We start from the raw sequence: 25,295 nt of genomic DNA on the forward strand, positions 1-25,295 counted from the left end.
GCGGCTCCGCCGCGCGGGCGGAGGGACCCGAGCACGGTCGACCGTCGGCAGTGCCCGCGGCCGGAGGCCGCTGATGGACACAGCGAGCGCCCGGAGGCGAACCGAGCCCTTAAAAAGACTCAGCCAGCTTTACGAGCGTACGGATTGCCGAGCCGGTGCCACCCTTCGGCGTGTAGCCGTACGGCGCGCCCTCGTGGAAGGCCGGGCCCGCGATGTCCAGGTGGGCCCAGGTGATGCCCTCGCCGACGAACTCCTTCAGGAAGAGCCCGGCGACCAGCCCGCCGCCCATCCGCTCGCCAATGTTCGCGATGTCGGCGGTTGGGGAGTCCATGCCCTTGCGCAGATCGGCCGGGAGCGGCATCGGCCAGGACGCCTCGCCGGCCTGCTCGGCCAGCTTGTGGATGGTGGTGCGGAACGCGTCGTCGTTCGCCATGATCCCGAACGTACGGTTGCCCAGCGCCAGCACCATCGCGCCGGTCAGCGTCGCCACGTCGACGATCGCGTCCGGCTTCTCCTCGGAGGCCCGGGTGAGCGCGTCGGCGAGGACGAGCCTGCCCTCGGCGTCGGTGTTGAGGACCTCGACGGTTTTGCCGCTGTACATGCGCAGGACATCGCCGGGACGGGTTGCCGAGCCGGACGGCATGTTCTCCGCGAGCGCCAGCCAGCCGGTGACATTGACGGGGAGGCCGAGCCGGGCGGCGGCGATGACGGTGGCGAACACCGCGGCGGCGCCGCTCATGTCGCACTTCATGGTCTCGTTGTGGCCCGCCGGCTTGAGCGAGATGCCGCCCGAGTCGTAGGTGATGCCCTTGCCGACGAGGGCGAGCGTCTTCTCCGCCTTGGGGTGCGTGTACGCGAGCCGTACCAGCCTGGGCGGATTGACCGAGCCCTGGCCGACGCCGAGGATGCCGCCGTAGCCGCCCTTGGCGAGCGCCTTCTCGTCGAGGACCTGGACCTTGATGCCGTTCTCCTTGCCCGCGGCGGTGGCCACGGCGGCGAAGGCCTCGGGAGTCAGATCGTTCGGCGGTGTGTTGACCAGATCACGGGCGCGGTTGACCTCTTCGGCCAGCGCGATCGCGCGGTCCGCGGCGGCCTTGTGGGCCTTGTCGCGCGGCTTGGCGCCGACGAGCGTGACCTCGGCGAGCGGCAGCTTCGGGCCGTTGTCGCCCTTCTTGCCGTTGTTCTCGCCGCCCTGGTACGCGATGAAGGCGTACGCGCCGAGCAGCGCGCCCTCGGCGACGGCCTCCACGTCGTCGGCCGTCTCGACGGGCAGCGCGAACGCGGCCTTCTTCCGGCCGGAGAGCGCGCGTGCGGCGGCACCGGTGGCGCGGCGCAGCGGCTCGGTGCCGTAGGTCCCGTTCTTGCCCGGGGCCGGGCCGAGCCCGACCACGAGGACGACCGGGGCCTTCAGCCCGGACGGCGCCGGCAGTTTGGTCACCTCGCCCTCGGCGCCCGAGGCGCCGAGGGCCTCCAGGACGCTGCCGAGCTTCCCGTCGAAGGCCTTGTCGACGGCTTCGGCGCCCGGCGCCACGACCGGCCCCTTTGCGCCCTTCGCGACGCCGACGACGATCGCGTCGGCGCGCAGGGTCGCCGCGCCGGCAGTGCTGAGAGTGAGAGCAGTCACGGTGGTGGAATCTCGCTTCCGTTGTGTTCCGGCGGTCGAAGGGTGGGCCGACCGAGCCCGCCGTATCGTATTTCGGCCCGAAGGGGGCAGGAACGAGCCTACGCTGAGTGATGGACAGCCCTTACGGCGGCGGTAGTTCACCTGTGCGTGGCCGGTCCTTAACCGAGCGTCAGTACGACGAGGGCCGCGGTAGTGGCCGTCTCCGCGAGGGCGCCGAAGACATCGCCGGTGGTTCCGCCGAAGCGCCGTACGCAGTGACGCAGCAGCAGCCACGCGCCGCCCAGGGCGGCCAGGACCGCCAGTGCGTGGTGCACGGCGCCGGAGATCCCGAAGACCGCGCCCGCCGCTGTGCAGGCAGCCGTGACGAGGAGTGCCGTGACGGCGGCGGCCCGTACCGGCACCGTGCCCGCTACCGCCGCGCCCAGCCCGTCGGGACGGGCCGGAGGTACGCCCGTACGGCAGGCGAGAGTGAGCGCGAGCCGTGCCGTGATCCCCGCCAGGGCGACCGCCACCGCGCCTCGGGCCCAGCTCTCGCCGTACAGCTCGGACACCGCGGCGATCTGGGCCAGCAGTGTGAGCAGCAGGGTGATCACGCCGAACGGGCCGATGTCGGAGCGCTTCATGATCCGCAGCGCGTCCTCGGCCGGCCGGCCGCTGCCGAGTCCGTCCGCGGTGTCGGCGAGACCGTCGAGATGCAGACCGCGCGTGAGGACGGCGGGTACGGCGACGGAGGCCACGGCCGCGAGCAGCGGCGCGGCGCCCACGAGCAGGAGCAGACCGCCGAGGGCCGCCGCGCTCAGGCCCACCACCGCTCCGGCGGCCGGCGCGCACAGCATTCCGGCGCGGGCGGCCGGGCGGTCCCAGCGGGTGACATGGACCGGGAGAACGGTCAGGGTGCCGAAGGCGAACCGCAGGCCGTCACCGACCGAGGCCCGCGCGTCCTGTCCGTTCTTCTGTTCCCGTTCCTGCTCCTGCTCCTGCTCGTGCTGCTGCTCCTGCTCGCCGTTCGCGCCGTCGGCCGGTATGCCGACTCCGTCGCCCGGAGCTCCGTCGTCCAGAGAGGTCATCGCGCGAGCGTAGCCCGGCCCGCGAACGCCGGAGAGGCCGAAGCGGCGGCGGTCACCGCGTCACCGTCCGGACTCCAGCCGGCGGCGGCGCAGCCAGCGCGGGAGTCCCGGTGTCTCCAGAAAGCCTTCCGCGCGGCCTGCCGCGAGGCCGATGCGCGGCAGATCGGCGCTCTTCTCGAAGAGCATGAAGCGTGGTTCCCAGATCGGCCGGTACTTGGCGTTGGCGCGGTAGAGCGACTCGATTTGCCACCAGCGCGAGAAGAAGCTGAGCAGCCCGCGCCAGAGCCGCAGCACAGGTCCCGCGCCCAGCTTTCCGCCACGCTCGAAGACCGATCGGAACATGGCGAAGTTGAGCGAGAGCTGGGCGATCCCGATCTCCGCGGCGCGCTGGAGGAGTTCGATGACCATGAACTCCATGAGGCCGTTCTCGCTGTCGCGGTCACGGCGCATCAGATCCAGGGAGAGGCCCTTGGGGCCCCAGGGAACGAAGCTCAGCACGGCACGCAACCGCCCTTGTTCTCCGCCCGGTTCGCCGTCCCAGCATTCGAGCATCACACAGCGGCCGTCGCCCGGGTCGCCGAGCCGGCCGAGCGCCATCGAGAAGCCGCGCTCGGTGGCGCCGTCGCGCCAGTCGTCGGCGCGGCGCAGCAGCTCCGCCATCTCATCGGCCGGGATGTCCTCGTGGCGTCGGATACGGACCCGATAGCCGGCCCGCGCGACCCGGTTGTACGCCTGGCGCACGGTCCGCATCGCGCGTCCCTCCAGAGCGAATTCGGCCGTCTCGACGATCGCCTCGTCTCCCAGCTCCAGCGCGTCGAGACCGTACCGGGCATAGATCGTGCCCGCCTCCTCGCCCGCTCCCATGACGGCCGGGATCCAGCCGTGCTCACGGGCCTCGGCCAGCCAGGGCACGATCGCGCCGGGCCAGGCCTCCGGATCGCCGATCGGATCGCCGGAGGCCAGGGAGACACCGCCGACGACGCGATAGGTGATGGCCGCCTTGCCGGTCGGTGACCATACGACGCTCTTCTCGCGGCGCAGCGCGAAGTAGCCCAGGGAGTCGCGCTCGCCGTATCTGTCGAGCAGCAGACGCAGCTTCGCCTCGTCCACCGGCGTGAGCGGATCGACCGCGCGCCGTGAGCGGAAGGCCGCGTACACCACGGCGAGCAGCAGCAGCGTGGAGAGGACGTTGATGGCGACATTGGCCCAGCCGGGAGTGGTGATCCCGGGGAACCGCGCCTCGTCCGCCGTCAGCGAGACCAGCCGTGTCGCTCCGTAGCGCCAGCGCTCGGGAAAGGTCGAACCGCCGCGCGCGGTGTTGGTGACGGTGACGATCAGGGCGGCCACCAGCGAGGTGACGAGCAGTCCGCCGGCCGCCACGGCCGCGGCCAGCTTCGGATTGGACCGGTCGCCCTTCGCGTAGAACTCGGGCCGGCCGAGCAGCAGGGCGCAGACGAAGGCGGCGGACAGGGCGAGCGAGATCCAGTTCTGCGGATAGCGCCTGATCTCCGGAAAGTCCATCACAAAGGCGAAGAGCAGCAGGAAGAGCCCGGAGAGCACGAGATTGAGGATCCAGGCCGCGCGTTTGCGGCGGCGCATGGTGACCGCCAGGAAGAGCGTGAACACGCCCGAGGCGAAGCCCGCGGTGAGCAGATACGGGGTGAAGTAGTTGTCGGTGTTGTGGCGCCGCAGGTCCTGGCCGAGGGAGACCCAGACAGCGCTGAGGAAGTTGACGAAGGTGACGGCGCGCAGATACCAGACGGCGAACGCCGCGGCGCGCCGCGAACGGTCGGTGCCTCGGCTCGATCGATCGACAGCCAGACGGACTTCTCCCATGAAAACGATCATATGGGGCATTTCGCTCCATGGGGCGGCTGAGACCGCCGTCAGTGGCGACGGCCCGGCGCATCTGCCGACACCTCAGCCGGCCGTGCCTTCCTCGGCCTTGACGGACTCCTCGGCGGTCTCCTCGTTGGGCCGGTTCTGCGTACCGGAATAGCTCGTCGCAGCAGTTCACGGCATGCTTCACCTGTGGGTGGAAGGGCTGACTCACTGGCACGTTGGCATGAGTCGGCGGTCCATGGTTGACCCGCGTCGGCCACTCGCCGCTCGGCAGGCCGTATTACGCGGAAAGTTGACGAGCCGCTCGGCGATCTCCCGCAGGCTCAGTTCCTGGTCGCAGAGGTGGAGCGCGACGGCGAGCATGGCGTCATCCGTGACGACGGCCCCGCCGATCGACTGCTGCCGCCCCGATCGTCTCGTCTGAGCTGTCCGGCAGAGCGCTGAGGCTGTTCAGCACGACGGTTACCGCGTTGCGGTGGCCAGTGCCGCGCGGATGGCGTCCTCGCCGACCGGCCGGCCCTTCTCGTTCGAGTACGGCCCGTACGGTGTTCCCCATACCGGCGTGCCCGTCCCCTGCCGCCAGCTGTCGGCCAGCGTTCCCGCGTCCACCACGCTGTAGCCGATGGAGTCGATGAATTCGGTCACCGCCGCCTTCGCCGATGCGGAGTCTCCGGCGATCGGCAGGTAGGAGCGGTCGGCCGCCCCTGCCGGGCGGGCGAGTGACAGCAGGTGCTTGAAGAAGATGTTGTTGAACGCCTTTACGAGCAGGGCGTCGGGGACGTATCGCAGAAGCAGCTCGCTTGAGGTGAGGGACTTGCTGTCGAGCTCGGGGATGTGCCCGTCACGCTCGGGGCCGTAGTTGCAGGTGTCGATGACCGTCTTCCCGGCCAGTGGCGCGGCGGGCACGTGGGGGAAGGCGCTGACCGGCACCGTGACCACGACAATGTCACCGGCCGCCGCGGCCTCCTCGCTCGTCGCCGCGGACGCCCGCGGCCCCAGTTCCGCGGCCGTGTCCACGAGCGTTTCGGGACCGCGCGAGTTGCTGAGCACCACATGGTGCCCGGCCCCGACGGCGAGTCGTGCGAGGGTCCTGCCGATGCTTCCGCTTCCGATGAATCCCACAGTCGTCATTATCTCAACGTCCTTCATAAGAGCCGAACTTGCCGGTTGCCGGGCTCGTTTCGATCCCGGTTCCCGCTGTCAGCCGGCGGGGAAATAGTGGCCGTTGTCCAGATCGGCGAGCAGGCCGGGCCGGGCGGGTTCCCAGCCGAGGGTCCGGCGGGTGATGAGGTTGGACGCCGGGTAGCTCTGCGTGACGATATTCGTGAGGAACCCGAAGTACCCCGGCGTCATCAGGACATCGTTGGGAACGCTCACGGCGGGCAGGCCCAGGCGGCCGGCGATGGCCTCGGCGATCTCGCGGAACGGGATGGCCCCGTCCCCCACCGCGTGCCAGTATCTGCCGGCCGGCCCCTTCTCCAGCGCCAGGCGGAACAAGGTGGCGGTATCGCGGATGTGCACGGCGTTCCACAGGTTCGCGCCGTCGCCGTGGTAGCCGACGAACCCCTTTTCCTTCGCGAGCGCGATCAGCGTGGGGAGGAAGCCGGCGCGATCGGTCGTGCTGTGTGCGATGTTGGCGATCCGCACGACCGAAGACCGCACCCCCTGCTCGGCGAGGTCGACCACGGCCCTTTCCACGACGTTGCGGATCCGCAGGGTGCCTTTGTGCTCCTCGCCGGCGGGGAGGGCCGGGTCCTCCTCGGTGGCCGGCCGGCCCAGGTGCTGCCCGGGTGAGCCAATGCTCCCCGCCGTGACCAGCGGCTTTCCGGTTCCCGCCAGCGCCTCGCCGTACGCGAGCATGATGGGGAGCTCCGCAGCGGCCACGGCGTCCATCCCACCGGAGGGCAGCAGATCCTGCCTGTGGGCCACGTGGATGACGCCATCGGAACCCGAGGCTGCCTCCTTGAGCCCGTCGAGATCCTGAAGGTCGCCGCGACGCACCTTCGCGCCGAGCGCGGACAGGGCCGCCGCGGAAGCGTCCGACCGGGCCAGGCCGGTGACCTCGTGCCCGGCGGCGATGAGCTCGGGGATGATGTACGAACCGGAATGGCCGGTCCCCCCGGCGACGAATACGCGCATCTGATTGTCCTTGTGAGGGTAGGTGCAGGGTCTTTTCGTGCCGCAAGTGAACTGGCGTAACGCGGCACGAAAGGTAGGGGTAAGGGGTGTTCTCAGCCGAGAAGGGTGATGCCGAGGGAGAAATTGGTGTGCTTGACGGAGTGGTTCATGAGGCCCAGTTCCAGCAGGCCGACGTTCTCCAGTGCCCGCGCCATGAACAGTTCCCCCGTGTCCCAGGGGCGCAGCCCCAGGCTCTCGACGAACGCCGACACGCGTGCCTTCGCCTGCGCGTCGTCGCCGGCGATGAACACGTCCAGAGGGCGATCCTCGGCCGGGCCGGCCTCCAGAACGTGGGAGAACACAGTGTTGAACGCCTTGACGACATGCGCGTCGTTGGGAGCCGCCTTGGCGATCTCCTGTGCGCCGGAACTGTCGTCGGGGACGACAAAGCCCTGTAGGTCGGGGGCTACGGGGTTGGTGATGTCAACGATGATCTTGCCGCGCAGTGCGTCCCCGTACTCCCTCACAACCGCCGCAGCGCCGGCGTACGGCACGGCGAGGACAACGATGTCCCCGGCCGGGGCGGTGCCGGCCGTCCCGACAGTGGCGCCGGCGAGCGCAGTGGCCAATTCCTTGGCCTTGGCCGGGTCGCGGCCGATGATCTCGACTGCGTTGCCGCCGGCGAGCGCCCGGGCGGCCAGTGCGCGGGCCACGTTCCCCAGGCCGATAATGCTGATGCCGCTCATGGAGTTCCTGCTTTCTGGAACTGGATAGGACGCCATGCCCACCCCGTCGTTGTTAACGGTTGTGTCGTCGACGCCGTCGAATGACCCGATGGGGGGCATTCAATTCCTGATGTGCTCATTCTGGGCCTGGGCATTCCGATGTCGAATTCTTGTGCCGAATTCGCTCGGACTATTAGGTACCTATTCAGGTTGCCATTGGCCTGAGTGGGCGTCCAATACTTCTTTCAGCCGTGGTGATACCCTGGAGGCATCACCGACTGGGAGGCGCCATGGATCTGGACCTGCGCAAACTGCGTTATTTCGTCGCTGTGGCCGACCAGTTGCACTTCGGCCGCGCCGCCGATGAGCTGCACATCGCGCAGCCGGTGCTCAGCCGGCAGATCCGTGCGCTCGAGCAGGATCTCGGCGCCTCGCTGTTCACGAGGGATCGCCACGGCGTGGAGCTGACAGATGCGGGCCGGCAACTGCTGGCCGACGCCGGTCCGCTGCTCGCCTCAACCCACGCGGTCCGCCGCCGGGTGTCCGCGGCCGCCGGCGGCAAGCGGCGGCTGATGGTCGGTTTCCGGGCCGGCGTTGCCGTCACCCCGGCGGCCCGTGCGTTCGAGGACCGGCATCCGGACGTGGTCGTGGACGTGCAGCGGATCGAAGGGGACGACCAGGCTGCGATGCTGCTCGACGGCCGCATCGACGTCGGCTACGTGCGGCTGCCCATCGACGAGGCCGGCCTGCGCATCACCCCGCTGTACACCGAGCCGCGGCTAGCGGTACTGCCCGCCGGACACCGGCTTGCCGGCAAGGAGGAGGTCACCGAGGCCGACCTGGCCGGCGAACCGCTGGTCTGGCACGGTGACCCGAGCACGCAGCCCACCAAGCGCCCGCTCCCCAATGCCGGGTACCCGGTGCGCGGGGTGGACGAGACGCTCGAGCATGTCGCGGCCGGCCGGGGCATCTCCTTCCTGGCCCGTTCGGCGTCCGTGTTCTACTCGCATCCGGACGTCGTCTTTGTGCCCATCCCGGATCTGGCGCCCGACCAGGTATGCCTCGCGGTGGCGGCATCTCACACCTCACCGGTAGTAGATGACTTCGTCACTGCGGCTCAGTCGACGGCCGAGATCACGGCAGAATGCGGGAACTACGAGATGTGGCAGCTTGGTGGCGATGCCGTCACAAGGCACGCTTGAGCAGTTCGACTGACCCCGTTCATCATGCGCTGAAGAGTGAAATGGCCTGACGGAGTGGCGCTGTTGCGGCTGAACTCTGAGACGGTTCCGTTCTTCGGCCGGCAGTTGTCCGAGGGAGCCCGGAAGCACCTGAGACCGACTGGAAGTACGCGCCGCGGACGCGGCTCAAGTCGTCTGATCGCCGACGGTCCGCCGTTCGTAGCATGGAGACCTCGGCGTGCTCGCGGTCGGCGCCGGTGAGGACGCTCTCGCGGCCGTGGAAGATCTTGTCGTTGGCGGAGTTCCAGCTCTCGACGACCTGCAGTCCGCCGTTCGGGCGGCTTGCGGGTGGCTGGGGCTGTCCGGGGTGGTTCCGGAGCATCTGCGGCGATCAGCCGGCTGTTCTCGACCATCAGCCGCTGGTTGACGTTGCGGAGTGCCTGCATGGCGGTCTCTGCTTGGCGGCCGGCTGCGAGTGCTGCGTCTCGTTGCTCGCGCAGTTCCTCCATCTCCGTGTCGCGCAGCGAGCGGGCGCCCAGGCCATCGCGGAGGCGGGCGCCCAGTTCGTGGGCGCGTAGCGTGCGCAAGGTCGTCGTCGGGGTTGCGAGCGCGGACCCGGCCGCCGGTGAGGTCGAACTGGTACCTGGCGGCGATGGCGCGCACCGCTTCCACCCGCCGGGGGGTGCGAGGGCCGGTAGTAGACCTGCGTGGTGGAGGGGTCCTGGTGGGCCATGAGGACTTGCAGGATGCCGAGCGGGACGCCGACGCCGACGCCGACGCCGACGTCGACGTCGACGTCGGCGCGGAGCTGGGCGTAGGTGTGCCGGAAGGCGTAGGGGAACACCCGTGCCGGGTCGAAGGGCTTGCCGTGCTCGTCGGCCACGGCGAACTGGTCGAGCCAGGTCTCCGGCCAGTAGCCGATCGTGCTGCTGTCGTACGGCCGCTCGCCGAGCGCGTTGGCACGGGAGCGGCGAGGGGCGGGAAACAGCACCATGCGGGTGGAGCGGGGCCGGCCGTTTTCGTGGAACCAGTGCGGGGATTCGCGCCGCAGGTGATCCTGCTGGCGGGTGATGACCTCGGCGTCGCTCGTGCTCGCCGCACCAGGCGTGGAAGCGCTTGAGGTGACCTGCGTACGTCTTCGTGGTCGATTCCGCGCGGGCCCGGCCGAAGCGCAGGTGATGGAGGAAGCCGTCCACGTCCTCGACGACCGTCAAGGTGGGCCCGGCAAGGACCGTCCAGTCGGCCAGCGTGTCAGTGACCTCGACCCGCAGGACTCGGCGGTTGACCTGTCCGCAGTGAACACAAGCGGAATGCAGCAGCTCAATCACTCTACGAAATAACCGATGTTGGGGCTGTGCGCGAGTGCATCAAAGAGCGCATGAATGATTCGTCTTACTGGACCGCCTGCCCGCGAACGGTACGAGTCAGTCGATGCTCAGACGCGGTTCGCAGAAGACTCCCGCTCCGGCAGCTCCGCGGCGAGGGCGGCGGCGGCCTGGACGAGCGGCAGCGCGAGCAGCGCGCCTGCGCCCTCGCCGACGGTGATGCCCTGGTCGAGCAACGGCGTGAGCGCCATCCGGTCCAGCGCCTTCGCCTGGCCGGGCTCACCGCTCATCTGCCCGGCGAGCCACCAGTCGGGCGCGCGGAACGCGGCCCGCTGGCCGACCAGTGCGCAGGCCGCCGAGACCACACCGTCCAGGATCACCGGCATCCGCCGTACCGCGCTCTGGAGCAGAAAGCCCGTCATCGCGGCCAGATCCGCGCCGCCCACCCTCGCCAGCAGCTCCAACTGGTCGCCGAGGACGGGACGGGCCCGCCGCAGCGCATCACGGATCGCCGCGCACTTGCGCATCCACGCCAGGTCGTCGATGCCCGCGCCGCCGCGCCCGGTGACCACGGACGCGTCCGTGCCGCACAGCGCGGCGATCAGCGTGGACGCGGGTGTGGTGCCGCCGACGCTCAGATCCCCGAGGACGATCAGATCCGTGCCCGAGTCCGCCTCCTCGTCGGCGATCGCCGTCCCGAGCCGTACGGCCCGCTCGGCCTCCTCGATGGTCAGCGCGTCCTCGATGTCGATCCGCCCGCTGCCACGCCGCACCCGGTGCCTTACGACCTCCTCGGGCAGCAGCTCCGGATCGCAGTCCAGCCCGGCGTCCACGATCCGCACCGGTACCTCGGCCCGGCGGGCCAGCACGGCGACGGGACTCGCGCCCTCCAGCACGTCCCGCACCAGCCGGTACGCACCACCGGCCGGCCGTCCCGACACCCCGAGACCGGCGACTCCGTGATCGCCCGCGAACAGTACGACGCGGGGCTGGCGCACGGCCTTGACCGGTACGGAACCCTGCGCGGCGGAGAGCCACTCGCCCAGCTCGTCGAGCCGCCCGAGCGCGCCGGGCGGCACGACCAGCCGCTCGCGCCGCGCTTCGGCGTCCCGCCGCGTCCCGCTGTCGGGACGCTCGATCAGATCGGAGAAGTCATCGAGGTTCAGCACCTCTGAAGATTACCGGGGTGTGTTGTGGCTGGGCTGCGGTGCCGTGTCCTCAATTGCCGGACGGGCTTGTTTTTCCGGCCTGCGGCCGGTGGCGCGGCTGGGCCGGCCCTTTCCGGACGGGCATCCGGTGACGGGGTTGGCGGTTCCGTCCTCAATCGCCGGACGGGCTTGGTTTTGCCGGCCGGGGTGCGGTGCGCGCCTGCGGCGCGGGGTGCGGTGGGTGGTGGGTGCGGGTGTCGGGGCCTCCGGAGGTACATGTCCGGACGGCATGATTTACGCCGCGTGCGGACCGGCTGTCAGGTACAGGTTTCGTGTGCGGCACAAATCACGCTTTAGTGTCCGGACACGCACCTCCTCCGACCCCGCCCCCCTCCCGCCGCACGCCGGGTTTCCGCCCGGTGCCGGGCACCTACCCAGCCCGTCCGGCGTTTGAGGACGGAACGGCCGGCCCCGGCGCCGGGTTCCTGCTCGGAGGGGCCAGCTCCTTGCCGTACTTCGGCCGGAGGCCGCATATCCAGCCCGTCCGGCGTTTGAGGACGGAACCGGTAACCCCGGTGCCGGATGCCCGTCCGGCAGGGGCCAGCCCAGCCGCGCCACCGGCCGCAGGCCGGAAAAACCAGCCTGTCCGGCGATTGAGGACGGAACGGTCACCGGACGGACACGCGGCTGCTCAGCGCAGCGTGAGCGGTTGGCCTGCTACCACCAGCAGAACCGACTCGCACTCGTCTGCCACCGCCGCGTTCAACCGGCCCAGTTCGTCTCTGAACCGGCGGCCCGACGCCGTCGCCGGGACCACGCCCGATCCCGCCTCGTTCGTCACGAGGACCACCGTGCGCCGGGTCTCGCGGATCGCGGTGGCCAGCGACGCGGTTTGGCGGCGCAGCGCCGTCTCGCCGCCCGACGTCCACGCCGTGTCGTCCCACGCGTTCACCCGGTCCATCGCGTCGGTCAGCCACAGCGACAGGCAGTCGATCAGCAGCGGCGGTCCCTCCTCCGCGAGCAGCGGTACGAGGTCGCAGGTCTCGGCGGTGCGCCAGGAGCCGGGCCGTCGTTCGCGGTGGGCGCGGACGCGGGCCGTCCACTCGGCGTCTTCCTCGCGGCGACCGCCCGTCGCCACGTACAGCACGCCCGGGAACGCCGCCAACCGCCGTTCCGCCTCCCACGACTTGCCGGAGCGCGCGCCGCCCGTCACCAGCGTGCGCCGGGGCACTTCCGGGCCCGGGTGGTACGCGCCGACCGTCAGCGTTGTACCGTCCGGGACGGCGCGCGCGCCCGCCGCCGCGAGCTGCCGGTCCAGCTCGTCGCCGGGCGGTACGTCATGGTCGAGATGGACGGCGACGACCGCCGTCGCGGGACCGACCGTCCCGGCCGCCCGCAGCCGTGCCACCGCGTCGGGCCGCCCGGTGACATCCGCGGCCACCAGGTCGTAAGGAGAAGGAGCCGTGGCCGCGCGGCCGTTGTCCGGTACTCCGGCGGGCGCACCGCCCGGCGGGAGATAGAGCAGCCGCTCGCCTCCCGGCCCTGTCACCTCGTACCCGGTGCCCGGCGCGTCCATCGCCACCGCCCGTACCCGGTGTCCGCTGAGCAACGTCAGCACCCGCCCGTCCGCCACCCGTCCCGCCGCGGGCAGCCCGGCGGGCAGCTCCAGCGCCGGACCGTCGTGCGGATGGGTGAGCAGGACCTGCCGTACGCCCGCGAGCGAGTGCCCGGCACGGGCCGCGGCGAGCGCGGCGCCCGGCGTCAGGTCCAGCAGCAGCACACCGTCCACCAGCAGCGCGGTCGCGGCACGGGCCCGCTCGCCACGGGCGGTCGCGCAGGCGGCGCAGGGACAGTGAGGACGAGGAAGCCCGGCGGGGGCTCCGGTGCCGAGCAGAGTCAGTTCCACGGGGATGATCCTCCCGTGTCACCGCCGAGGGTGCGCGCCCGGCTACGCTGCGGGCAGGAAATCGATCAGTTCCGCGGGACCCGGGAGGCGCATATGGCGTGGACGTGGCGGTTCGAGAAGGCCGACGGTACGGAGGTCCCGCCTGCGGTGGAGCCGGAGGAGTTCACCACGCAGGGAGACGCCGAGTCGTGGATCGGCGAGGCGTGGAAGGAGTTGCTGAGCGGCGGCGCCGAGCAGGTGTCGCTGTTCGAGGACGGCAGCAAGATCTACGGCCCGATGAGCCTGCGCGCTGACTAGGGTCTTTCGTCTGGATCTGGCCGGATCAGGGAGCGCCCGCCGCGGGAGCGGCTGATGTCGGCGTTGGTGCCGTGGATCGCAAGGCGGAGGAGGGAGCCCACGCGGAGCGTAGGCGACTGACGACAACGCGGCGAGGCGCGGTGCCAGGGCACGCGAGCCCGGCAAGATCCAGACGAGAGGCCCTAGGGCCTGAGCGAGAGCCGACCGCACACGCGGGACGCCCGCGGCCCCCGGACCGACCGGTCGGCCGCGGGCGTCTTCATGCCCGTACGGCGTCACCGCACGGCGTACCGCCTACATCTCGCCGAGCGTGACCTCCGTCGTCTTCGTGCCGCCCGCCCGGACATAGGTCACCTTGACCTTCTGTCCCGGCTTGGCGGGCGCGAGCGCCTCCGCGAGTGAGGTGATCGTCGTGATCCGGGTGTCGCCGACCTTGACGATGATGTCCCCGGCCCGAATGCCCGCCTTCTCGGCCGCGCCGCCCTTCGTGGCCGAGACCACCGCGACACCCGCCGGCTGGAAGTCCGCGCCGAGTACGGTACGGCCGGTGATCCCGAGGGCCGCCCGGCCCGAGTCCGTGACCTTGCCGTTCTTGATGATCTGGTCGGCGACGGTCCGCACCATCGACGCCGGGATCGCGAATCCGATGCCGGGCGCGGCCGAGTTGCCGAGCTGCGGATCCGTCGCGGCCAGCGTCGGGATACCGATCACCTGGCTGTCCAGATTGACCAGCGCGCCACCGCTGTTGCCCGGATTGATCGCCGCCGACGTCTGCACCATGTTGGCGATCGTGGCGCCCGTACCGCCGCCGCTCGCACCCTCGCTGACGGTCCGTCCGACCGCCGAGACGATGCCCTGTGTGACACTGCCCGACAGCCCCAGCGGTGAGCCCATGGCCAGCACGATCTGGCCGACCGCGACCTTCGAGGTGTCACCGAACGCCGCGGCCTTCAGTCCGCTCGGGATCTTGTCGAGCTTGACGACGGCGAGATCCTGCTCCGGGAAGCTGGAGACCAGCCGGGCCGCCAGCAGCTGCTCGCTGTTGGCCACCGTCACCCCGAACGTCCGCTGTTTGCCGACCACATGGGCGTTGGTGACGATATGGCCCTTGTCGTCGTAGACGATGCCCGAGCCCAGACCGTTTCCCGTGTCGATCTGGACGACCGACGGCAGTACGTTCTTGATCACGGTCTCGTAGTCGCTCTGGAGGCTGTTGGCCGAGCGCTGCGCGGCGGCGGGCTTGGGCGTGGACGCCGTGGACGTCGTGGAAACGGACAGTGCGCCGTCCGCGCCTGGCGCGGTGCCTCTGCACCCGCCGACCAGGGCGACCACGAGTGCGACCGCGCAGATCCGGGCGGTGCGGATCCGGGCGGTCCGGGCCGGGCGAAGGGAAGCATTCATGCCCGGAGTATCCCTTTCGCCCTGTTGTGACGGCCTGTGATACGCCGCCGATCAGGGGGTGGAGCGGACGGGACTCCCTGATCGGCGCACACCTCCGCACACCCAAGCTGCGGCCCGCAGCCCGCTCAGCGCGCCGCCGCCAGGAACTGCGTCGCCGCGAGCTCTCCGTACAGCGGATCGTTCGCCACCAGTTCGTCGTGCGTGCCCACCGCCCGTACCCGGCCCGCGTCCATCACCACGATCCGGTCCGCCAGCGTCACCGTCGACAGCCGGTGCGCCACCACCAGCACCGTCACACTGCGGGCCGCCTCCGCCACCGCGTCCCGCAGCGCCATCTCGTTGACCGCGTCGAGCTGCGAGGTCGCCTCGTCCAGGAGCAGCAGCCGGGGCCTGCGCAGCAGCGCCCGTGCGATCGCCACCCGCTGCCGCTCGCCGCCCGACAGCTTGGAGCCACGATGGCCGACGAGTGTCTCAAGGCCGTCCGGCAGCCGCTCCACGAGCCCGTCCAGCCTGGCCCGTACGAGCACCTCGTGTATCTCCGCGTCGGAGGCGTCCGGCGCGGCGAAGACCAGATTCTCGCGGAGCGTCCCGGCCAGTACGGGCGCGTCCTGCTCGACATAGCCGATGGCGGCGCGCAGTTCGGTCAGCGGCCACTCCCGTACGTCCTTGCCGTCGACCAGGACCCGGCCGCCGCTCGCCTCGTAGAACCGCTCGATCAGTCCGAAGACCGTCGTCTTTCCCGCGCCGGACGGGCCGACGAAGGCCGTCATCCCCGGGCCGGGCACCTCGAAGGAGACACCGTGGTGGACATACGGGAGACCGTCCCGGTAGCGGAATCTGACGTCCTCGAAGACCACCGTCGCGGGACCGTGGTCCGGACCGGCACCCGACGGCGTTCCGGATTCCGGCGGCCCATCGGCCTCCAGCGTCTCCGTCTCCAGCCGCTCCGCCTCCTCGATCCGGGCGACGGCCGCCGATCCCACCTGGTACTGCGTGACCGCCTCGACCAGCTTCGACACCGGATCGATCAGAAAGAACAGATACAGCAGAAAGGCGACGAGCGTCGAGACGGTGATGGCGCCCGAGGCCACCCGCGCGCCGCCGATACCCAGCACCGCCAGGAACGACACCTGTACGGCCAGTCCGACCGAGGATCCGGCGACCGACTGCCACTTGGCGGACCGTACGCCGTGCTGCCACGCCCGCTCGGCCGCCGCCGCCACCACGGCGCTCTCCCGGTCCTCCGCGCCGGAGGCCTTGAGCGTACGGAACGCGCCGAAGGCACGCTCCAGCACCGTGGATATCTCGCCGACCGCCTCCTGCGAACGCCGTGTCGCCTGCGCGATCTTCGGCATCACCAGGGCCACGGCGCCGCCGATCAGCACGATCACGCCGAGCGTGACGCCGAGCAGCACCGCGTCCATCACACCCATCAGCGCGATCGTCGCCAGGAAGGTGAGGCCGCCGGTGGCCGCCGAGACGATCGACCGCGTCGTCACCGCGCGCAGCAGCGTGGTGTCCGAGGTGACCCGGGACATCAGATCGCCCGGCTGGGTCCGCTCCACCTCGGGCAGCCGCAGCCGCAACAGCCGTCCGATCAGCGTGCGGCGGGCGGCGAGGACGACGGACTCCGCCGTCCGCTCCAGCAGATACGAGGCGACCGCCTCGATCGCCGTGCCCGCCACCACCAGAAGCGTGAGCAGCAGCAGGATCCCGGTGATGGAGCCGTCGTCGCCGAGCCGGTCCACCAGGGCCTTGGCGGCGAGCGGCTGGGCCAGTCCGGTCGCGGCGCCGATCAGCGCGAGGAAGCCGCCGAGGGCGACGATCCGGCGGTGCGGCCGGAAGTGCCGGTACAGGGCCCGCCAGGTCTCGCCGGCGGAAAGCTTGGGCGTCTCCGGTGGCCCGTCCGAGGCTTCCTTCGTATCCGCCGGGCTCCCAGGAGCGCCTGGGGAGCCCGGGGCTATCGCGCCTGTTGGTACCGCTGATGCCGTTGGTAAATCCCGCTCGCCCGTATGTTCCGCATGTTCCGTACGTTTATGTTCCGCACGTTCCCGCACGCTCTCGCGCGCGTCATCGGCTCTGCCGCCGTTCTCCACACTGGTCACCTTCGTGAGGACGCGGCACAGGCCCCGTCGCCTGACTCAGCCGCGTACTTCACACATCAGCCGCGCACCCCGCACAGATGCAGCAGCGCGGCGACCCGGCGGTACGGTTCCGTACGTCCCGCCCGGTCCTCCGCCGCCAGCAGCCGGTCCAGTTCCTCGCCGGACGGCGGCTCCGTACCGTCGGGCGCTCCGTCCGTGAAGACCCGTACGCCGTACCAGGCGTGCAGCGGCGCCGCGATTCCCGCCAGCGTCGCGGTCAGCCGGTCCAGCCGGTCCGCGCGCACCCGCAGTCCCAGCCGGTTGGTGTACGTGTCCGCCTCGAAGGCCTCCAGCGCGCCCGGCCAGTCCCCGGCCAGCCCCGGCCGCAGCGCCAGCGCGTCGCCGTTCCGTACGAGCAGTGAGAGCAGACCGCCCGGCGCCAGCATTCTGGCCAGGCCCGCGAGCATCGCGTCCGGCTCGCCGACATACATCAGCACACCGTGGCAGAGCACCACGTCGAAGCTGCCGGGCAGAAAGTGGACGCCGGTCTCCAGGCCGTCGCCCTCGATCAGCCGGACGCGCTCCTGTATGCCCGCAGGCTCGCCGGCGAGTGTCTCCCGCGCCTTGGCGAGCATTCCGGCGTCGGACTCCAGTCCGGTCACCGTGTGTCCCGCGCGTGCCAGCCGCAGGGACTGGGTGCCCTGCCCTGCCCCGACATCCAGTACACGCAGCCGCTGTCCCACCGGGAAGCGGCCGGCTATCTGCTCGTCGAGCTGGCGCGCGACCAGCTCCTGCCGTACGACATTGCGCAGCCCGCCCAGCTCGGCGAGCCAGTTCGCCGAACCGCCGGCGAAACCGGGAATCTCCGCGCTCAGGGCCGCTCTCCGCGCTTGACCTGCGGCTTGGGCAGCCGGAGTCGGCGCATCTGGAGCGTACGCATCAGGCCGTAGGCCACGGCACCGCGCTTGGGCGTGTCCGGGAAGCGCTCGGCGAGCTGCTTGCGCAGCCGGAACCAGATACCGACCGAGTCCACCACGATCAGCACGATCACGACCAGCCACAGCAGCAGCGCGATGTTCTGGAGCTGGCCGACCCGGACCATGCTCAGTACGAGGATCACCACGGCGAGCGGCAGGAAGAACTCCGCCATGCAGAACCGGGAGTCCACGTAATCGCGCACGAAGCGCCGTACCGGGCCCTTGTCACGGGCGGGCAGGAAGCGCTCGTCACCGCTGGCCAGCGCCTCGCGCTGGCGGGCCAGGTCCACGCGGCGCGCCTCGCGCTGGCGCTTCATGGCCGTCTTGCGGTCGGTCGGCGTCGTGGAGGCACGACGCCGCTGCGTCTGCGCCTCACTCCGCTTGGGAGTCGGGCGGCCCTTGGGGGCCTGCGGGTCGCGGGGCTGCGTGGAGGAGTCCGGCGTCACCTGGGTGGCGGGGGCCTTCTCTTCTTTGGAACGGCTACGGAACACAAAGCCCAAGGGTACGGGGTGTCGTGGTTGGACCCCACCCCGCCGGGGAACGATCCCGCAACGGCCCGCGTCCTTACGTAGGACAGTGCGACCGTACCGGGACAGAGAGGACGCGGTCGGCGCTCTCCCTGATGGTCATCTACTCCCTGCGCCGGAGCAGGGGCCGGGAGCAGTCGTCCTTGGGGAGGAGCGCATCCGCACTCGAACAGTGCGGTAATAGAGGCAGGGCCCGTACTGTGGGTTCTGTTGGAGTGCTGGAAGCGGAGTCCGTCAGAAGGGGGCGCGCGAAGCCCATGAGCGGTGTCATGAAACGTATGGGGATGATCTTCCGCGCGAAGGCGAACAAGGCCCTCGACCGGGCCGAGGATCCGCGCGAGACCCTTGACTACTCGTACCAGAAGCAGCTTGAGCTGCTCCAGAAGGTACGCCGTGGGGTCGCCGATGTGGCGACGTCCCGCAAGCGGCTGGAATTGCAGCTCAACCAGTTGCAGGGCCAGTCGACCAAGCTGGAGGACCAGGGCCGCAAGGCACTGGCGCTCGGCCGGGAGGATCTGGCGCGCGAGGCGCTCTCCCGCCGTGCGGCGCTCCAGCAGCAGGTCACCGACCTGGAAACACAGCACCAGACCTTGCAGGGCGAGGAGGAGAAGCTGACGCTCGCCGCGCAGCGCCTCCAGACCAAGGTCGATGCCTTCCGTACGAAGAAGGAGACCATCAAGGCCACCTACACCGCGGCGCAGGCCCAGACCCGGATCGGAGAGGCCTTCTCGGGCATCTCCGAGGAGATGGGCGACGTCGGTATGGCGATCCAGCGGGCCGAGGACAAGACCGCGCAGCTCCAGGCGCGGGCCGGCGCGATCGATGAGCTGCTGGCCTCCGGCGCGCTGGACGACCACTCCGGGATGGCGAAGGACGACATCGCCGCCGAGCTGGACCGGATCTCCGGCGGTACGGATGTCGAGCTGGAGCTTCAGCGGATGAAGGCGGAGCTGGCGGGCGGTTCGGCGCCGAAGCAGGCGATCGAGTCCGGTTCCGCCGAGCCCGAGGACGTCCCGCCGAATCTGGGCAAGTTCGACAAGCAGTGATCCAGAAGTGATCCGGTTCGACAAGCAGTGATCCGGCGTCCCGGCAGTAGGGACCGAGCAGTAGGGACTCGTCATGATCGTACGGATCATGGGGGAGGGCCAGGTGAAGCTGGCGGACAGCCACTTCGCCGAACTGGAAACGCTCGACGACGAACTGCTCGCCGAGGTCAGGGGCGGCGACGAGGACGGCTTCCGCCGTACCTTCCACGCCCTCCTGGCCACGGTGCGCGAGCTCGGCGAGCCGCTGCCGGACGACGCCCTGGCGCCGTCCGAGCTGATCCTGCCCGCGCCGGGCGCGACCTTGGAGGAGGTCCGCGCGCTGCTCGACGACGAGGGCCTGATCCCTTCGGTCCGGCCCTGATCCGCCGCTCGGTCCGGCCCGGTCTCCCGGTCCGGAGCGCCTCTTCCGTACGTTCCGCACTTCTCGCACTCCAGCGACTCCCTGTGCCCCGCGCCACCGACGGCGCGGGGCACTCGCCGTCCTGGGCACCTCCGGCCGTCGCCGCACGCCGTACCGTTGACGGCGCCCCGTACCGTTGCCTGATGTGACATCCCTCGGAACCGCGGTCGCGCGGACGCGATGCTGGACACGCGCGCACACGCGCGCGTCCGACGGAGCTCTCGCCGCCGCCGTCCTCGTCTGCATGGTCGTCGGATCGTTCGCGGAACCGCCCGGCGGCCACAACGGCCCGAACTTCGGCACCCGTACGCCCGGCGCCCTCAGCGTCGTCCTGATGGTGCTCGCCGCGGGCGCGCTCGTCTTCCGCCGCCGCGCGCCCATGTCCGTACTGCTGTGCACCGGCGCCACGACCGTCCTCGAACTGATGGTGGTCCAGCCGCCCGCGCCCGTCGTCCTCAGTACCGTCATCGCGCTCTACACCGTCGCCGCGCACACCGACCGGCCCACCACCTGGCGCGTCGGGATCGCCACCATGGCCGTGCTCACGGCCGTCGCCATGGTCTTCAGCGCCGGTGTCTGGTACGCCCAGGAGAATCTGGTGATCTTCGCCTGGACCGGGATGGCGGGCGCCGCGGGCGATGCCGTACGCAGCCGCCGCGCCTTCATCCACGCCATACGCGAGCGCGCCGAGCGTGCCGAGCGCACCCGTGAGGAGGAGGCCCGCCGCCGGGTCGCCGAGGAGCGGCTGCGGATCGCCCGCGATCTGCACGATGTCGTCGCCCATCACATCGCGCTGGTCAATGTGCAGGCCGGTGTCGCCTCGCATGTCATGGACAAGCGTCCCGACCAGGCCAAGGAGGCCCTCGCGCATGTACGGGAGGCCAGCCGCTCCGCGCTCAGCGAGCTGCGGGCCACCGTCGGGCTGCTCCGGCAGTCCGGTGATCCGGCGGCTCCCACGGAACCGGCCCCGGGCCTCCAGCATCTCGACGGGCTCCTCGACACCTTCCGCAACGCGGGACTGCCCGTACGGTTCGCCGCGAACGGCACGGACCATCCCGCCCGGCTGCCCGCCGCCGTCGACCTCGCCGCGTACCGGATCATCCAGGAGGCCCTGACCAATGTGCGCAAGCACGCGGGTCCCGGCGCCAAGGCCGAGGTCAGCGTCGTACGGGTGGGCGCCACCGTGGAGATCACGGTGCTGGACGACGGCGAAGGCACCGGCGAGCCCGCCGACGGCGGCGGCCACGGTCTGCTCGGTATGCGCGAGCGCGTCACCGCGCTCGGCGGCACGCTCACCGCGGGACCCCGCTACGGCGGCGGCTTCCGCACCCAGGCGATACTGCCCGTGAAGACCCCGGCGGGGGACAGGGCGCATTCCGGGGAAGGCATATCAGGCATATGACGATCAGAGTGCTGCTCGCCGACGACCAGACACTGCTGCGCAGCGCGTTCCGGGTGCTGGTGGACTCGGAGCCCGACATGGAGGTCGTCGGAGAGGCCGCCGACGGCGCCCAGGCCGTGGCCCTCGCCCGCTCCGCCCGGCCCGATGTCGTACTGATGGACATCCGGATGCCCGGTACGGACGGTCTGGCCGCCACCCGTACGATCAGCGCCGATCCGGAGCTCGCCGGAGTACGGGTCGTCATGCTGACCACCTTCGAGGTGGACGAGTATGTCGTGCAGTCGCTGCGCGCCGGGGCCTCCGGCTTTCTCGGCAAGGGCGCGGAGCCCGAGGAACTGCTCAACGCCATCCGGATCGCCGCGGCCGGCGAGGCCCTGCTGTCGCCCGCCGCGACCAAGGGCCTGATCGCCACCTTCCTCGCGCAGAGCGGCACGGTGTCCGACGGCCGGGACCCGGCCGTCAACGCCGAGCGGCTGACGGCCCTCACCGGACGCGAGCGCGAGGTCCTCGTCCTGGTCGCGGGCGGCCACTCCAACGACGAGATCGCGGAGCGTCTGGCGGTCAGCCCGCTGACCGTCAAGACCCATGTGAACCGCGCCATGGCGAAACTCGGCGCCCGCGACCGTGCCCAATTGGTGGTAATCGCGTACGAATCGGGCCTGGTACGTCCAAGGGTGGAGTGAACACCCACCCTCGCGTACTCCAGGCGCGGTATGCGGCGGATAAGGAAATGGACCTGGGGCCTACGCATCCACCCCTTCGGATGGCAGATCGTATAGAGGGGCCGTAATCCCAGGCGTTTCCCTCCGCGGCCTTTCCGTATCCCTTCGGCATCCCTCCGTCGACGGGCGACCCGCAGGGCGCTCCGTAGCCGGACAGCCCAGGGACGGGCACCCGGAGACGGGTCGCCGCGCCACATCTGCCGCGTCCACCTCAGACCTGCCGCGTACACCACAGAAGAGAGACCCCAATGTCCTGGCTGTCCAGATTCAGCCTCGCGCAACGGGCCCTGATAGGGCTGATGTCGATCATCGCGATCGTCTTCGGAGCGATCGCGATACCGCAGCTCAAGCAGCAGCTCCTGCCCTCCATCGAACTCCCGATGGTCTCGGTGCTCGCGCCGTACCAGGGCGCCTCACCCGATGTGGTCGAGAAGCAGGTCGTCGAGCCTCTGGAGAACTCGCTCAAGGCCGTCGACGGCATCAGCGGCATCACCTCCACGGCCAGCGAGGGCAACGCCCTGATCATGGCCAGCTTCGACTTCGGGAGCGAGGGCACCAAGCAGCTCGTCGCCGATGTCCAGCAGGCCGTGAACCGCGCCCGCGCCCAGCTTCCGGGCGATGTCGACCCGCAGGTCGTGGCCGGCTCGACCGACGACATCCCGACCGTCGTCCTCGCCGTCACCTCCGACAAGGACCAGCAGGCGCTCGCCGACCAGCTGGAGCGCACCGTCGTACCGTCCCTGGAGGACATCGGCGGTGTCGGACAGGTCACCATCGACGGTGTCCGCGACCTCCAGGTCTCCGTCACTCCCGACGACAAGAAGCTCGCCGCGGCCGGTCTGAACACCATGGCCCTCTCCGAGGCGCTCAGGACGAACGGCGCCGCGATCCCCGCGGGTTCGTTCTCCGAGGACGGCAAGAGCCGTACGGTCCAGGTCGGCGGCGGATTCACCTCGATCGAGCAGATCCAGGACCTGCGGATCATTCCTCAGAGCGGCGGCCAGCCGGGCGCCGCGCCCGCGAAGCCCGTACGCCTCGGTGACATCGCCACCGTCGAGCAGACGCCGTCCGCCGCCACGTCCCTGACCCGTACGAACGGCAAGCCCAGCCTTGCGGTCATGGCCACCATGGACAACGACGGCAGCGCCGTCGCCATCTCCAACGCGGTCAAGGACAAGCTGCCCGACCTCCGCAAGGACCTCGGCTCCGGCGCCACGCTCACCGTCGTCAGCGACCAGGGCCCGGCCGTCTCCAAGTCGATCTCCGGACTGACCACCGAGGGCGCGCTCGGTCTGCTCTTCGCCGTGGTCGTGATCCTGGTCTTCCTGGCCTCGATCCGCTCCACGCTGGTCACCGCGGTCTCCATCCCGCTCTCCGTCGTGCTGGCGCTGATCGTGCTGTGGACGCGTGACCTCTCGCTCAACATGCTCACGCTCGGCGCGCTGACCATCGCGATCGGCCGGGTCGTGGACGACTCGATCGTCGTCCTGGAGAACATCAAGCGGCACCTCGGCTACGGAGAGGAGCGCGAGAGCGCCATCCTCACCGCGGTCAAGGAGGTCGCGGGCGCGGTCACCTCGTCCACCCTCACCACCGTCGCGGTGTTCCTGCCGATCGGTCTGGTGGGCGGCATGGTCGGCGAGCTGTTCGGCTCGTTCTCGCTGACGGTGACGGCGGCGCTGCTCGCCTCGCTGCTGGTCTCGCTGACCGTGGTGCCGGTGCTCTCGTACTGGTTCCTGCGCGCGCCCAAGGAGACCGAGGGCGTCGGCGCGGAGGAAGCGCGCCGCCAGGCCGAGGAGAAGGAGGCCCGCAGCCGGCTCCAGCGCATCTACGTACCGGTGCTGCGCTTCGCGACCCGCCGCCGGCTGACCAGCGTCGGCATCGCGGCCGTGGTCCTGCTCGCCACCTTCGGCATGGCTCCGCTGCTCAAGACCAACTTCTTCGACCAGGGCGAGCAGGAGGTCCTCTCCATCAAGCAGGAGCTGGCCCCGGGCACCAGCCTGGAGGCGGCCGACGCCTCCGCGAAGAAGGTCGAGACGGTCCTCGCCGGTATCGACGAGATCAAGGACTACCAGGTCACCGTCGGCTCCTCCGGCTTCATGGCGGCCTTCGGCGGCGGTACGGGCGCCAACCAGGCGTCGTACCAGGTGACCTTGGACGACACCGCGTCGTTCGACAAGACGCAGGACCGGATCGAGAAGGAGCTGGCCGGGCTCGACGGCATCGGCGAGACGACGATCTCGGCGGGCGACGGCTTCGGCAGCCAGGATCTGAGCGTCGTGGTCAAGGCCGCCGACGCGGCCACGCTGCGCACGGCGGCGGACGAGGTACGGGACGCCGTCGCGGGCCTCAAGGACGTCACCGATGTCCAGAGCGATCTCTCGCAGAGCATTCCGCGTATCTCGGTCACGGCCAACTCCAAGGCCGCGGACGCCGGATTCAGCGATGCCACGCTGGGCGTCGCCGTCGGCCAGGCCGTACGCGGCACGGCCTCCGGCAAGGCGATCCTGGACGACACCGAGCGCGACATCGTCATCACCTCCGCCAAGCCGGCCAAGACGATCGCCGAGCTGAAGAACCTGCCGCTCGGGCCGGTCAAGCTCGGTCAGATCGCCGAGGTGAAGCTGGTTCCCGGACCGGTCTCGATGACGCGGATCGACGGCTCGCGCGCCGCGACGGTCACGGCCAGGCCCACCGGTGACAACACCGGCGCGGTCAGCGCCTCGCTCCAGTCGAAGATCGACGCGCTGGATCTGCCGGAGGGCGCGACCGCGTCCATCGGCGGAGTCTCGCAGGACCAGGGCGACGCGTTCGTACAGCTCGGTCTGGCCATGCTGGCGGCCATCGCGATCGTCTTCATGCTGCTGGTCGCGACCTTCCGCTCGCTGATCCAGCCGCTGATCCTGCTGGTCTCGATCCCGTTCGCGGCCACGGGCGCGCTCGGGCTGCTGATCGTGACCGGTACGCCGATGGGCGTCCCGGCGATGATCGGCATGCTGATGCTGATCGGCATCGTGGTGACCAACGCGATCGTGCTGATCGACCTGATCAACCAGTACCGCAGGCAGGGCCTGAGCGTGGTCGAGGCGGTTGTCGAGGGCGGTCGTCACCGGCTCCGCCCGATCCTGATGACGGCCCTGGCGACCATCTTCGCGCTGCTGCCGATGGCGCTGGGCATCACGGGCGAGGGCGGCTTCATCGCCCAGCCGCTCGCGGTCGTGGTGATCGGCGGTCTGGTCTCCTCGACGCTGCTGACGCTGCTGCTCGTACCGACGCTGTACGCGATGGTGGAGCTGCGCAAGGAGCGCCGCGCGAAGAAGAAGGCGGCGAAGCGGCAGACGAGGTCGGGCGGTACGGACGGTACGGGTGGCGCACCGGCCAACGAACCGGCTCCGGAACCGGCCGGCGTCTGACAACTGACGTCTGACATCTGAAGCCTGACATCTGAACACCGTCGCCTCGGAGCGTCCGCGATATGCGGGCCGCTCCGGGGCGACGGCTTT

21 protein-coding genes are annotated in these 25,295 nt (G+C 70.4%); 8 read left to right on the forward strand and 13 right to left on the reverse strand.

Features of this window, described 5'->3' with window-relative positions:
- Positions 1–109: 109 nt before the first annotated feature.
- The 6 genes from ACFV6H_RS12650 to ACFV6H_RS12675 all read right to left on the reverse strand — a co-directional run bounded on the left by ACFV6H_RS12650 (position 110) and on the right by ACFV6H_RS12675 (position 7,397).
- Positions 110–1,624: a leucyl aminopeptidase gene (locus ACFV6H_RS12650; RefSeq protein WP_385541086.1), complete on the reverse strand. Its 1,515-nt coding sequence runs from the start codon at positions 1,622–1,624 to the stop codon at positions 110–112.
- 158 nt (positions 1,625–1,782) lie between these two features.
- Positions 1,783–2,691, reverse strand: coding sequence for an adenosylcobinamide-GDP ribazoletransferase (locus ACFV6H_RS12655; protein ID WP_385541088.1), 909 nt, complete (start codon positions 2,689–2,691; stop codon positions 1,783–1,785).
- A 60-nt stretch (positions 2,692–2,751) separates the two neighbouring features.
- Complete coding sequence (locus tag ACFV6H_RS12660) at positions 2,752–4,527, reverse strand: phosphatidylglycerol lysyltransferase domain-containing protein (RefSeq protein WP_384980032.1); 1,776 nt, start codon at positions 4,525–4,527, stop codon at positions 2,752–2,754.
- A gap of 468 nt (positions 4,528–4,995) precedes the next feature.
- On the reverse strand, positions 4,996–5,655 hold the full coding sequence (locus ACFV6H_RS12665; protein WP_385541585.1) for an NADPH-dependent F420 reductase: 660 nt from the start codon (positions 5,653–5,655) through the stop codon (positions 4,996–4,998).
- A 78-nt stretch (positions 5,656–5,733) separates the two neighbouring features.
- Positions 5,734–6,672: an SDR family oxidoreductase gene (locus tag ACFV6H_RS12670; protein ID WP_385541091.1), complete on the reverse strand. Its 939-nt coding sequence runs from the start codon at positions 6,670–6,672 to the stop codon at positions 5,734–5,736.
- A 92-nt stretch (positions 6,673–6,764) separates the two neighbouring features.
- Positions 6,765–7,397 (reverse strand): NADPH-dependent F420 reductase, encoded by a 633-nt coding sequence (locus ACFV6H_RS12675; protein WP_385541093.1) that lies wholly within the window; start codon positions 7,395–7,397, stop codon positions 6,765–6,767.
- A gap of 269 nt (positions 7,398–7,666) precedes the next feature.
- Between ACFV6H_RS12675 and ACFV6H_RS12680 the strand changes: the two genes are divergently transcribed.
- On the forward strand, positions 7,667–8,578 hold the full coding sequence (locus ACFV6H_RS12680) for a LysR family transcriptional regulator (RefSeq protein WP_385541095.1): 912 nt from the start codon (positions 7,667–7,669) through the stop codon (positions 8,576–8,578).
- Positions 8,579–8,969: 391 nt separating this feature from the next.
- Here ACFV6H_RS12680 and ACFV6H_RS12685 read toward each other — a convergent pair whose 3' ends face one another.
- Positions 8,970–9,551 (reverse strand): hypothetical protein, encoded by a 582-nt coding sequence (locus tag ACFV6H_RS12685; protein ID WP_385541097.1) that lies wholly within the window; start codon positions 9,549–9,551, stop codon positions 8,970–8,972.
- A 73-nt stretch (positions 9,552–9,624) separates the two neighbouring features.
- Here ACFV6H_RS12685 and ACFV6H_RS12690 point away from each other — a divergent pair, with 73 nt between their 5' ends.
- The gene (locus ACFV6H_RS12690; protein WP_385541099.1) at positions 9,625–9,897 is read left to right on the forward strand and encodes a hypothetical protein; all 273 of its coding nucleotides are present in this window, start codon (positions 9,625–9,627) and stop codon (positions 9,895–9,897) included.
- A 95-nt stretch (positions 9,898–9,992) separates the two neighbouring features.
- Here the strand turns inward: ACFV6H_RS12690 and cobT are convergent, their stop codons facing one another.
- Together cobT and ACFV6H_RS12700 are read right to left on the reverse strand one after the other, a co-directional pair.
- On the reverse strand, positions 9,993–11,048 hold the full coding sequence (cobT, locus tag ACFV6H_RS12695; RefSeq protein ID WP_385541587.1) for a nicotinate-nucleotide--dimethylbenzimidazole phosphoribosyltransferase: 1,056 nt from the start codon (positions 11,046–11,048) through the stop codon (positions 9,993–9,995).
- Positions 11,049–11,721: 673 nt separating this feature from the next.
- On the reverse strand, positions 11,722–12,936 hold the full coding sequence (locus tag ACFV6H_RS12700; protein WP_385541101.1) for a bifunctional adenosylcobinamide kinase/adenosylcobinamide-phosphate guanylyltransferase: 1,215 nt from the start codon (positions 12,934–12,936) through the stop codon (positions 11,722–11,724).
- A 93-nt stretch (positions 12,937–13,029) separates the two neighbouring features.
- On the opposite strand from ACFV6H_RS12700, the gene ACFV6H_RS12705 reads away from it, so the two are divergent.
- Positions 13,030–13,233, forward strand: coding sequence for a hypothetical protein (locus tag ACFV6H_RS12705; protein WP_093592692.1), 204 nt, complete (start codon positions 13,030–13,032; stop codon positions 13,231–13,233).
- A gap of 294 nt (positions 13,234–13,527) precedes the next feature.
- On the opposite strand, the gene ACFV6H_RS12710 is transcribed toward ACFV6H_RS12705, so the two are convergent.
- From ACFV6H_RS12710 to ACFV6H_RS12725, 4 genes are all read right to left on the reverse strand, one after another.
- Complete coding sequence (locus tag ACFV6H_RS12710; protein ID WP_385541104.1) at positions 13,528–14,634, reverse strand: S1C family serine protease; 1,107 nt, start codon at positions 14,632–14,634, stop codon at positions 13,528–13,530.
- A gap of 125 nt (positions 14,635–14,759) precedes the next feature.
- A complete protein-coding gene (locus ACFV6H_RS12715; protein ID WP_385541589.1) occupies positions 14,760–16,490 on the reverse strand; it encodes an ABC transporter ATP-binding protein in 1,731 nt (576 codons plus the stop codon).
- A gap of 305 nt (positions 16,491–16,795) precedes the next feature.
- Positions 16,796–17,539, reverse strand: coding sequence for a class I SAM-dependent methyltransferase (locus ACFV6H_RS12720; protein ID WP_385541591.1), 744 nt, complete (start codon positions 17,537–17,539; stop codon positions 16,796–16,798).
- A 50-nt stretch (positions 17,540–17,589) separates the two neighbouring features.
- Positions 17,590–18,186, reverse strand: a complete 597-nt coding sequence (locus tag ACFV6H_RS12725; protein ID WP_384792085.1) for a DUF3043 domain-containing protein — start codon at positions 18,184–18,186, stop codon at positions 17,590–17,592.
- Between the two features lie 293 nt (positions 18,187–18,479).
- On the opposite strand from ACFV6H_RS12725, the gene ACFV6H_RS12730 reads away from it, so the two are divergent.
- From ACFV6H_RS12730 to ACFV6H_RS12750, 5 genes are all read left to right on the forward strand, one after another.
- Positions 18,480–19,268 carry a PspA/IM30 family protein gene (locus ACFV6H_RS12730; protein WP_384792088.1) on the forward strand — a complete coding sequence of 263 codons (789 nt, stop codon included), beginning with the start codon at positions 18,480–18,482 and terminating at the stop codon, positions 19,266–19,268.
- Between the two features lie 73 nt (positions 19,269–19,341).
- Positions 19,342–19,629: a hypothetical protein gene (locus ACFV6H_RS12735; protein ID WP_384980011.1), complete on the forward strand. Its 288-nt coding sequence runs from the start codon at positions 19,342–19,344 to the stop codon at positions 19,627–19,629.
- Between the two features lie 184 nt (positions 19,630–19,813).
- Entirely contained in the window at positions 19,814–21,070 is a 1,257-nt protein-coding gene (locus ACFV6H_RS12740) for a sensor histidine kinase (RefSeq protein WP_385541107.1), read from the forward strand.
- Complete coding sequence (locus ACFV6H_RS12745) at positions 21,067–21,753, forward strand: response regulator (RefSeq protein ID WP_384980006.1); 687 nt, start codon at positions 21,067–21,069, stop codon at positions 21,751–21,753. The genes ACFV6H_RS12740 and ACFV6H_RS12745 overlap by 4 nt, the downstream gene beginning before the upstream one ends.
- 287 nt (positions 21,754–22,040) lie before the next feature.
- Complete coding sequence (locus tag ACFV6H_RS12750) at positions 22,041–25,205, forward strand: efflux RND transporter permease subunit (protein WP_385541110.1); 3,165 nt, start codon at positions 22,041–22,043, stop codon at positions 25,203–25,205.
- Positions 25,206–25,295 lie beyond the last annotated feature (90 nt).

This window comes from Streptomyces sp. NPDC059743, from assembly GCF_042732975.1.
GTDB lineage: Bacteria > Actinomycetota > Actinomycetes > Streptomycetales > Streptomycetaceae > Streptomyces.

What these genes read in the sequence shown, in the direction of transcription:
- ACFV6H_RS12750 (WP_385541110.1), top strand. Translation starts at nt 22,041, where the DNA reads ATGTCCTGGCTGTCCAGATTCAGCCTCGCGCAACGGGCCCTGATAGGG.
- ACFV6H_RS12680 (WP_385541095.1), top strand. Translation starts at nt 7,667, where the DNA reads ATGGATCTGGACCTGCGCAAACTGCGTTATTTCGTCGCTGTGGCCGAC.
- ACFV6H_RS12705 (WP_093592692.1), top strand. Translation starts at nt 13,030, where the DNA reads ATGGCGTGGACGTGGCGGTTCGAGAAGGCCGACGGTACGGAGGTCCCG.
- ACFV6H_RS12670 (WP_385541091.1), bottom strand. Translation starts at nt 6,672, where the DNA reads ATGCGCGTATTCGTCGCCGGGGGGACCGGCCATTCCGGTTCGTACATC.
- ACFV6H_RS12710 (WP_385541104.1), bottom strand. Translation starts at nt 14,634, where the DNA reads ATGAATGCTTCCCTTCGCCCGGCCCGGACCGCCCGGATCCGCACCGCC.
- ACFV6H_RS12685 (WP_385541097.1), bottom strand. Translation starts at nt 9,551, where the DNA reads ATGGTGCTGTTTCCCGCCCCTCGCCGCTCCCGTGCCAACGCGCTCGGC.
- ACFV6H_RS12675 (WP_385541093.1), bottom strand. Translation starts at nt 7,397, where the DNA reads ATGAGCGGCATCAGCATTATCGGCCTGGGGAACGTGGCCCGCGCACTG.
- ACFV6H_RS12745 (WP_384980006.1), top strand. Translation starts at nt 21,067, where the DNA reads ATGACGATCAGAGTGCTGCTCGCCGACGACCAGACACTGCTGCGCAGC.
- ACFV6H_RS12730 (WP_384792088.1), top strand. Translation starts at nt 18,480, where the DNA reads ATGAGCGGTGTCATGAAACGTATGGGGATGATCTTCCGCGCGAAGGCG.
- ACFV6H_RS12660 (WP_384980032.1), bottom strand. Translation starts at nt 4,527, where the DNA reads ATGGGAGAAGTCCGTCTGGCTGTCGATCGATCGAGCCGAGGCACCGAC.
- ACFV6H_RS12735 (WP_384980011.1), top strand. Translation starts at nt 19,342, where the DNA reads ATGATCGTACGGATCATGGGGGAGGGCCAGGTGAAGCTGGCGGACAGC.
- ACFV6H_RS12655 (WP_385541088.1), bottom strand. Translation starts at nt 2,691, where the DNA reads ATGACCTCTCTGGACGACGGAGCTCCGGGCGACGGAGTCGGCATACCG.